8 protein-coding genes and 1 riboswitch are annotated in these 9,942 nt (G+C 40.9%); of the genes, 7 read left to right on the forward strand and 1 reads right to left on the reverse strand.

Annotated elements, in window-relative coordinates; all coding sequences use genetic code 11:
* The 3 genes from LD39_RS06655 to sufB form a co-directional block, all read left to right on the forward strand.
* Nucleotides 1-1,089 (forward strand): cysteine desulfurase (locus tag LD39_RS06655; RefSeq protein WP_035544290.1); only part of this gene is annotated, 1,089 nt, incomplete at its 5' end.
* Nucleotides 1,079-1,522: a Fe-S cluster assembly sulfur transfer protein SufU gene (sufU, locus tag LD39_RS06660; protein WP_035544299.1), complete on the forward strand. Its 444-nt coding sequence runs from the start codon at nt 1,079-1,081 to the stop codon at nt 1,520-1,522. The genes LD39_RS06655 and sufU, both read left to right, overlap by 11 nt.
* A gap of 33 nt (nt 1,523-1,555) precedes the next feature.
* On the forward strand, nt 1,556-2,953 hold the full coding sequence (gene sufB, locus LD39_RS06665; RefSeq protein WP_035544301.1) for a Fe-S cluster assembly protein SufB: 1,398 nt from the start codon (nt 1,556-1,558) through the stop codon (nt 2,951-2,953).
* A gap of 197 nt (nt 2,954-3,150) precedes the next feature.
* On the opposite strand, the gene LD39_RS06670 is transcribed toward sufB, so the two are convergent.
* Nucleotides 3,151-4,371, reverse strand: coding sequence for a CHAD domain-containing protein (locus tag LD39_RS06670; RefSeq protein WP_035544306.1), 1,221 nt, complete (start codon nt 4,369-4,371; stop codon nt 3,151-3,153).
* Nucleotides 4,372-4,826: 455 nt separating this feature from the next.
* Here LD39_RS06670 and LD39_RS06675 point away from each other — a divergent pair, with 455 nt between their 5' ends.
* The 4 genes from LD39_RS06675 to LD39_RS06690 form a co-directional block, all read left to right on the forward strand.
* Complete coding sequence (locus tag LD39_RS06675; protein WP_035544312.1) at nt 4,827-5,642, forward strand: sulfite exporter TauE/SafE family protein; 816 nt, start codon at nt 4,827-4,829, stop codon at nt 5,640-5,642.
* Nucleotides 5,643-5,654: 12 nt separating this feature from the next.
* Nucleotides 5,655-7,049 (forward strand): bifunctional UDP-sugar hydrolase/5'-nucleotidase, encoded by a 1,395-nt coding sequence (locus LD39_RS06680; RefSeq protein ID WP_035544320.1) that lies wholly within the window; start codon nt 5,655-5,657, stop codon nt 7,047-7,049.
* 256 nt (nt 7,050-7,305) lie between these two features.
* Nucleotides 7,306-8,079 (forward strand): sporulation protein YunB, encoded by a 774-nt coding sequence (yunB, locus tag LD39_RS06685; RefSeq protein WP_035544327.1) that lies wholly within the window; start codon nt 7,306-7,308, stop codon nt 8,077-8,079.
* A gap of 54 nt (nt 8,080-8,133) precedes the next feature.
* Nucleotides 8,134-8,322: riboswitch (Lysine riboswitch) on the forward strand.
* Between the two features lie 136 nt (nt 8,323-8,458).
* Nucleotides 8,459-9,942: Na+/H+ antiporter NhaC family protein (locus LD39_RS06690; protein ID WP_035544338.1), on the forward strand; the 1,484-nt coding region annotated here is incomplete at its 3' end.

Here is a 9,942-nt window from a genome sequence, read left to right on the forward strand (position 1 = left end):
TACCGTGGCTATAATTCAAATGTTCACCGTGGGGTCCATACGCTAGGGACAAAGGCGACCGACGAGTATGAAGGAGCACGTGAAAAAGTACGACGCTTTATTAACGCAGCGAGTACTCAAGAAGTCATTTTCACCCGCGGTACTACAACAGCAATCAATACTGTTGCTGCAAGTTATGGAAGAACAAACCTTGGAGAAGGTGACGAAATTGTCATCACTCCAATGGAACACCATAGTAATATCATTCCTTGGCAGCAGGTAGCGAAAGAGACAGGTGCTACTTTAAAATATATGCCGTTGCAGTCAGATGGAACGATTAACCTTGATGATGCAAGGGAAACGATTACTGAGAACACTAAAATAGTGGCCATCATGCATGTCTCCAACGTTTTAGGAACGATTAATCCAGTAAAAGAAATAGCACAAATGGCTCACAAGCAAGGGGCTGTGATGCTTGTGGACGGTGCACAGAGTGCTCCACACATGAAAATCGATGTTCAAGACATTGACGCAGATTTCTATGCCTTTTCAGGTCATAAAATGTGTGGCCCTACGGGAATTGGCGTCCTTTACGGTAAGAAATCTCTTCTCAATAAGATGGAGCCAGTTGAATTCGGTGGCGAGATGATCGATTTTGTAAACTGGTATGATTCTACTTGGAAAGAGCTGCCTTGGAAATTCGAAGGCGGGACACCAATCATTGCTGGTGCAGTAGGATTAGGTGCAGCGATCGATTTCTTAACTGAAATTGGTCTGGACGACATTAAAGCACACGAACAAAAACTTGCGGAGTACGCCCAACAGCAAATGAGCAAGGTAGATGGAATGACTATCTACGGTCCACAAGAACGGGCAGGGTTAGTCACGTTTAATTTATCAGACGTTCACCCTCATGACTTAGCTACAGTGCTTGACGCTGAAGGAATAGCTGTTAGAGCTGGTCACCACTGTGCGCAGCCATTAATGAGATGGCTTGAAGTATCTGCAACTGCGAGAGCTAGTTTTTATCTTTACAATACAGAAGAAGAGATTGACCGACTTGTTGAAGGATTACAAACAACAAAGGAGTATTTTGGCGATGTCTTTTAATAACTTAGATACGCTATATCGCCAAGTCATCATGGATCATTATAAGAACCCGAGAAATCGTGGTTCGATTGAAGGCGATCATATGACGGTCGATATGAACAATCCTACATGCGGAGACCGCATCCAGCTTCAATTGCAAGTGGATGAAGGAGTCGTTAAAGATGCAAAATTCGATGGAGAAGGTTGTTCAATCAGTTTATCATCGGCTTCCATGATGACTCAGGCTATAAAAGGAAAACCAATAGATGAAGCACTTAGAATGTCTGAAATCTTCTCGGATTTGATGCAAGGCAAGGAAATAGATGAAGAAGATATTGATTTAGGAGATATCGAAGCTCTTCAAGGAGTTTCTAAATTTCCAGCACGAATCAAATGCGCCACGTTGGCCTGGAAGGCAATGGAAAAAGGTGTGGATGAAGAGAAGCAGGATTAAGCTTGTTTCAATACCAAAAGGAGGTATATAATCATGGCTAAAAAAGCGCCAGAAGTCGGAGAATACCAGTATGGGTTCCATGAGAAAGACGTTTCGATCTTCCGTACCCAAAAAGGTTTAACGAAAGAAGTAGTTGAACAGATCTCCAATTATAAAGAGGAACCTAAGTGGATGCTCGACTTCCGTCTTAAGTCTTTAGAGCAGTTTTATAAAATGCCGATGCCTCAATGGGGCGGCGACTTGTCCGAACTAAATTTTGATGATATTACGTACTATGTTAAACCTTCTGAACGTTCCGAACGTTCTTGGGATGAAGTTCCTGAAGAGATTAAGAACACCTTCGATCGTTTAGGAATTCCTGAAGCTGAGCAAAAATACCTTGCCGGTGTATCCGCTCAGTACGAATCTGAGGTCGTTTATCACAACATGGAGAAAGACCTTGAAGATATGGGGGTCATCTTTAAAGATACCGATTCTGCTCTTAAAGAGAATGAAGATATCTTTAAAGAATATTTCGGTAAAGTCATTCCTCCATCTGATAACAAGTTCGCAGCGTTGAACTCAGCCGTATGGTCTGGAGGTTCTTTCATCTATGTACCGAAAGATACGAAGGTTGAGACGCCGCTACAGGCTTACTTCCGTATCAATTCAGAAAACATGGGTCAGTTTGAACGTACGTTGATCATTGCAGATGAAGGATCATCTGTACACTATGTAGAGGGTTGTACAGCACCTACGTACTCTTCAAGCTCTCTTCACAGTGCGGTAGTTGAAATCTTCGTGAAAGATAACGCTTATTGCCGCTATACAACAATTCAAAACTGGGCCAACAACGTTTATAACCTGGTTACAAAACGTGCGGTAGCCGAGTCTAACGCAACAATGGAATGGGTTGATGGTAACCTTGGATCCAAGCTTACGATGAAATATCCTGCTGTTCTTCTTAAAGGAGAAGGAGCACGTGGAATGACTCTATCCATCGCACTTGCTGGTAAAGGACAGCACCAGGACGCAGGAGCTAAAATGCACCACTTGGCACCGAACACGTCCTCTACGATCGTTTCTAAATCCATCTCTAAACATGGTGGTAAAGTAACGTATCGTGGGATTGTTCAATTTGGACGAAAAGCTGAAGGTGCTCGATCCAACGTTGAATGTGATACGTTGATTATGGATAACGAGTCCACTTCAGATACGATTCCTTATAATGAAATCATGAATGAGAACATCTCTCTAGAGCACGAAGCGAAAGTTTCTAAAGTCTCTGAAGAGCAATTGTTCTATCTGATGAGTCGAGGCATCTCTGAAGAAGAGGCGACTGAAATGATCGTCATGGGCTTCATTGAGCCTTTCACAAAAGAATTGCCTATGGAATATGCCGTAGAAATGAACCGCCTGATCAAATTCGAAATGGAAGGTTCTATCGGATAATAACTTCCCCCCCCTTGTTACAACAATATTTGTGACAGGGGGTATTTTTTATGTTTATAGGTACCCTAACTGTATCCCTTAAATTTAGTTGAAATTTGAAATAATGAAAAAACCCCTCTTTTTAATTGGGGAGGGGTTTACACTTCATACCATATTCCGGGATCTATCTTATTCTTTTTCATAGTTGTAGCAGAGTTTTATTGCTTTAAGTATTGAATGCTTTCCTCCAAATTCAATTCATCAATAAGGTTGTGCAATTCGTTCAACAACAATTTATTAATTGCTTTTGTATGCTTTTTCTTACTGTCGATATCGCCCCGGTATTTGTTGAATATTTCAAGCCAATCTTTTAGATCGTTGATTTCACCTAAGTGCCTCTGAAATGACTTGAAGTATTTTGCTTCTTGCTTGTAGTCAGATTCATATATTGTATGGAGTGCATTATGAATGTACCTTGTTTTTTTAGAAATAATACGGACTGAGTGCAAGGCATCCAATGTCTTTTCATCATTTTGCCCCTGCTTTGAAGAAACTTCTAAATACTGTTCGACTGCTTCAACAAACCCGCTTTCGAATTCCTGAATCCTTTCTTCAACTTGAAGAGGCAGGACGTAATATCGCAGTTCTTTATCCTTAAAATGTTCCCATTGCTCTACAAAAGTTTCATCGATAATTTTAGGAAGCTTATTTTTAAGTTTCTTTTGATGCTTAAGTCTTTTCTTGCCTACCTGGTCGCTGAGCTGACGATAAACTTCTTCATGCTGCTCCTTAGAAGCCTGTACTGCACGTTCTTCAAACTCTGCAATAAACACATCACGTTCTCTCACTTTTCCTAAACGTTTATGAGCGGCATTTAAACGATCCACTAATGGGTGGCTGTGGACATGGATGAACTCTAGTATGGCACGAATTTTCCGTCCGTGGACACGGGCCTGATGAATACTTTCCTCATCTTCTTGTTCTAGGGAAAGTTCACAATAGTCGAGGTAAGAGCTGACTAATTCCTGCATGTAATCTCTCCAGCGGTCTACCACTTGTTCATTTCCATCCCCCAAACAATCCTCACAAACTAATTTTTTCTTAACGGATACCAGCGAGTCCGATGATCCACAAATTTCACACACTTGAACTAGGTCTTGGAGGACAGCATAGTCATGGTTGAACGTAATAAAAATTTTCTTTTCTTGATTCCAATCCAGTTCATTTCTATAATCGGCGGGGATAAGCAGGCGGCCATAGCTGTCCAGCATCTTAATTGCCTCGCCTTCGTCATTGGTTATAGAAAGCTTCAGGCCTTTTTTATGACTCAAGGGTTCGAGCTTAAGGTTTTGATCAGACAATTCCAGATGGTCTCTGATTTCTTTAGGGATTACCAGCCTTCCCATTTTATCGATCTGTCTTGTGAATGTTTCACTCATAAATTAACGCCCACCTTTTAAGGTCTTATAAAAATCATTTCCCAAATTCATGTGATTTCTAACCAAATTATAGAATTGTCGGTACTTGCTATGGGTAAATCTGTTGTTAATTTTGATAAAGTTATTACTAAACCATTCACCTGCGTTATAGAAAGGCTGAATACCAAGAGTTGTTGGTAACATCAACTACCAAACAAAGTTCTTCATAAATAAGATCTACACAGTAATTATTAGAACTATAGTTCACTGCAATATAAGATGAAAGGGAAAGAAATTGAAATACCAACCAAAAGTATGGTGCATTGTTGCCATTGCTAAATAACCCTTTAATCCATTAAAAAAGCTTAAGTATGAGGTTGTATGGTGACATTAAATCTTAACAAAGGCTTGGATGTTTTAAGAATAGAAAACGTGATACTATAATATTATCTATATAGAGGTAAAGGATGTTTTTTATGATCATCATGACCATGTTCATCATTGGATTATTAACAGCACTGATTGGTAGTATCGCCGGGTTAGGCGGAGGCGTGATTTTAGTTCCATCCTTATTATTTTTAGGTGATCATTTCAGTTCTTTTGATTGGGTAACTCCTCAATCGATCGTAGGCATATCATTAGTTGTCATGATTTTCACGGGCATGTCATCAGCAATTTCCTATATGAAGCATAAACGGGTAGATAAGAAAGTCGGACTCATTTTTTTAATTGGAAGTGTACCTGGGGGAATAATAGGTTCATGGTTGAACCAATTTTTTAAGACAGATGGATTTTCGCTCTTCTTTGGCGTCATCATGATCCTTGTGTCTTTATTGTTCTTTATTCCTAGAAAAAGTGCTGATTCTACATTGTTCCATAATGGAATGTATAGAGAGAAAGTCGTAGACGGTGAGACTTTTACATACCAAATGCCGATCTCCATCGGTTTGGTATTATCATTTGTTGTCGGGATGCTATCAGGCTTGCTTGGTATCGGTGGGGGATCATTGATGGTACCTGCCATGATTCTGCTTTTTCAAATCCCACCTCATATAGCTACGGCTACTTCGATGTTTATGATATTTTTTGCGAGTATTTCCAGCTCCGCTACCCATATCTTTTTGGGACATGTGGAATGGGCGTACACACTTTATTTCATTCCTGGAGCTTATCTCGGAGGGACCATAGGGGCCTGGATCAACCGCCGACTTCATGGACAAGCAGTTGAATGGTTCTTAAGGGTACTGCTCATATTGATCGGTATCCGTTTAATATGGCAAGGAATCGGATAAGGAGACTTGATGATGAAGGAAAAACTTTTTATATACTATACGAGTGATTTACATAGTCATTTCGAAAATTGGCCACAAATTGTAGGCTATTTTAATGAACAAATAGAGAAGCATAAGCGTAAAGACGAAACTTATTGGCTTTTGGATAATGGGGATCATGTCGATCGTTTCCATCCTATTGCAGAAGGATTGATGGGAAAAGGCAATGTCACGCTTATGAATCAAGCAGGTTATCATGTCGCTAATCTTGGGAATAACGAAGGCATTACACTGTCCAGTGAAGACCTCTACACCTTGTATGATGAAGCACAATTTGATGTGGTCTGTGCTAATTTACAATATGGGAAACAGCCCCAGCCCCCGTGGTTAAAACCATATGAAATCATTACATCTAAACAAGGGACGAAAATCGGAGTGATTGGTCTAACTGCTCCATTTAAAACATTCTACGAGCAGATTGGCTGGGACGTATCCTCTCCTTTCGAAGTATTGGATACCGTGCTGGATAGCGTTAGAGAGGAATCTGATATTGTGGTGCTTTTATCTCATCTAGGGATCAATGATGATGAGGAAATCGCCCGCAAATATAACGGAATCGATGTCATTATCGGTGGACATACCCATCACTTATTTCAAAATGGTGAGTATATAGATGGTGCGTTATTAACTGCAGCCGGCAAACACGGGACTCATTTGGGAGAAGTGATTCTAGTTTGGGACCATGAGAGCAGGAAACTGGAACGCAAAGAAGCTTATGCGGTCCCTACAGAAAATTTAAAGAAAAATGAAGAGGTTACAAAAGAAGTGAAGGATATAAGGGAGAAAGCAGTCGCTCACCTGAAAACTCCTGTGACCTATTTGAATAAACCACTTTACATTGCCTGGTTTCAAGAAACGGTTTTAATGAACAGACTTACGCAAGAATTGCAAAAGTGGACGGATGCTGACATTGCTATGCTGAATGCAGGTATTCTATTAGATCATTTAGGGGTGGGGGAAATCACTTATGAAGACGTCCACCGCATTTGTCCTCATCCGATGAATCCGTGTAAAGTTGAGCTGTCAGGTGACGAAATTCTTGAAGTGATCCGTGTTGCCCATACGAGAAAATTGACCGAGATCCGTTTAAAGGGCTTTGGTTTCAGGGGAGAAGTCATTGGAAAAATGATTTTTAGCGGGGTAGATATAGAAGTTATCGAAGGTCGCGATGGCGAAACACATGTAAGGAATGTGACGTTGAATGGAGAGCCGATTGATCAAGACAGAAATTATACCCTTGCCACTGCAGACACTTTTACATTTGGCCGACTGTTTCCTGAGATTGCTTATGCTGCCAAGAAGAGTTATTATATGCCAGAGCTGCTCAGAGATGTATTGACTCAAGCTCTGAAATCAACTTCAGATTAATTAGAAAAACCCTTCTCCATTTAGCTTCTGGCTGGATGAAGGAGGGTTTTTATGTGCGGATGGGACATACATGAGAGACTGATCTACAAGAAATGATCGTGACGTTTGATAAGCTGATTTTCCTGTGCAGAAGATGCCCTTCTCCAAGATATTATGCCAGAGTGATCATTAATTGGAAGGCAGATTCTATAAGTTTATAAGATTATGCCTAAACCCTTTTCTGATGGCATATAGTTAGGTCAGGAGGGGTTGTTTTATGACCAAAAAGAACGCCACCCATGGACCCTCAATTGGGAAAAGAATTGTACTGACTTTTCTGTTTTTTATAATCTTTACAGCTTTGAGTCTATGGTTCATTAACAGAGGGATTACCCCGGCTCTCATCGGGATTGCAGAAACAAAAACACAACAGCTGGCAAGAGATGCGATCAACGAAGCGGTCAATAAACAAATTGCGGAAGACCTGCAATTTAATGATCTAGTCAAAATGGAGAAAGATACAGATGGCAATATTGTATATATGGGATGGAATTCAGTAGTAGTGAACCGGGTACTGCGCAACACGACTTACCGCGTGCAAAGCTTTTTAAAACGAATGGAGCTGAATGAGCTGCCTATGGAGGATACCTCTCTAGAGCCTGATATTGATCCTGACATGACACAGGAGGACTTAGGAGAACAACCAGCAACGCTTATCGAAATTCCCGTAGGCCAAGCGACTAATAATACGATCTTAGCTAACCTGGGTCCTAAAGTCCCTGTACAGTTACGTGTTATTGGAGATGTGCAATCGAATTTCCAAAGTGAAATTAAGGAATATGGGATCAATGCTGCTCTCTTTCAATTGTCGATTCACATTGAAGTTAACGTACGAATTGTGATTCCTTTCTCAACAGAAACGACGACTGTAGAAACCGACATCCCTATCGATACAGCTACGATATTAGGAGAAGTTCCGAACTTCTATGGAGGTGGAATGGGTGAAGACGGAGATCCATCTTTTTCCTATCCGATGGATCCCTTGCAATAATTCTATCAAGCTGATAAAATGGCAAAGAATTTAATATGCGTGACCTTATCAGATCGGTGAGGTAGAGGAGCGATCATCAAGAGTATTCAATGGAAGCAATGACAAGCTATGAACATTGGAGAAAGGGGTGATTGCCGAAGACTGTGGTTGAGAGTCAATCAATCTTAGTCTGGTGTAGTTTCTCTTAAGAGGAGATACACTGTCATGCATGCTCATTTGGGTGCATGGGGCGCTACTGATCGAAATGGAGGATAATCGAATTGCCACAAAGGCAATGATGGATTATTTTCTATCATTGTCTTTTTTTATTCCTCAATTTTATCCACAGTAGCCTTCCAATTATCCCGTATTACATCAATAGAATTACGGAGGGAACATCATGGAAGGAACCATTTATTCTTTAATTCCAGCAGTACTTATGCTTTTACTTGTATTATTTACAAGAAAAGTTATTTTATCCCTGGGTATAGGGATTATCGTCGGGGCATTTATGCTCACGCAATTGGATATAGGTGCTGGACTTTCCTTAATATGGTCTTTATTTGCAACGATTTTTGTCAGTGAAGGATCATTGAACACAGGAAATTTATACCTGCTTACCTTTTTATTTCTTCTAGGTATTACGACAGCCTTTATGACGGCTTCAGGCGGAAGTCAGGCCTTCGGAAAATGGGCGGTTGAGAGAATCCGTACACGTCGCGGTGCTAAGCTTATTCCAGCTATTCTAGGTATTATTATCTTTATTGATGATTATTTCAATGCCCTTGCCGTGGGTCAAGTTGCTCGACCTGTCACGGACCGATACAACGTATCGAGAGCAAAGTTAGCTTATTACATCGACTCTACCTCTGCTCCTGTTACCGTTATCTCGCCTATTTCAAGCTGGGGCGCTTACATTATCGGGACGATCGGCAGTATATTAGCAGCAAATGAGATCACAAATTATCAGGCGTTAGAAGCGTTTGTACGAATGATTCCGGCTAATTTCTATGTCTTTGCAGCTCTCCTACTCGTCTTTTTGACGATCTTTCTAAAGCTTGATATCGGTCCAATGCGCGCCCATGAAAAACGTGCTAAGGAGACAGGCAAACTTACGGACCCTAAAAGGGGAGATATACCTGGTGATTTGAATGATGAATTCAAGGAACATGATAATGGAAAAATCTCACATTTGATTCTTCCTATTGTTGCCTTAGTTGCAGGAACGGTAATTTCAATGGTTGTGACTGGTGTAAACAATACTGAGGGAACCGTTGATCTACTTGCTATTTTTGCAAATACAAACGTAAATATTTCACTATTCATCGGTGGAGTTGCAGCTGTAGCTGTGGCTGGAGCCCTCTATGTGGGACAGCCCAAGCCAAAGTCTTCGATGTCTCATGTGTTTACTGAAGGGTTGAAAGCAATGCTTCCAGCCATTTATATCCTTATCTTCGCATGGATGATCGGAGATATCATTGGACAATTAGGTGCAGGAGAATTTTTGGCTCAGCAATTCAGCCAAGCAGATATTAATATTGCTTTTCTTCCATTTATAATTTTTGTTATTTCTGGATTTATGGCACTTTCTACAGGAACTTCTTGGGGAACGTTCGGCATCATGCTGCCGATTGCCGGAGAAATTGCAGCCGTAACAGAACCTGCGCTTATCTTACCAGCTCTTTCTGCTGTATTAGCAGGTTCAGTATTCGGTGACCATTGTTCTCCAATTTCCGATACAACGATCCTGTCCTCTACAGGAGCGGGTTCCAATCATATTGATCACGTGATGACTCAACTCCCATACGCGGGTATCGCTGCCGGAGCTGCTTCCATTGGTTATATTTTGCTGGGATTGACTGGCGGGGTTTGGTTGCCATTGTT

It is taken from the genome of Halobacillus sp. BBL2006 (genome assembly GCF_000786645.1).
GTDB lineage: Bacteria > Bacillota > Bacilli > Bacillales > Halobacillaceae > Halobacillus.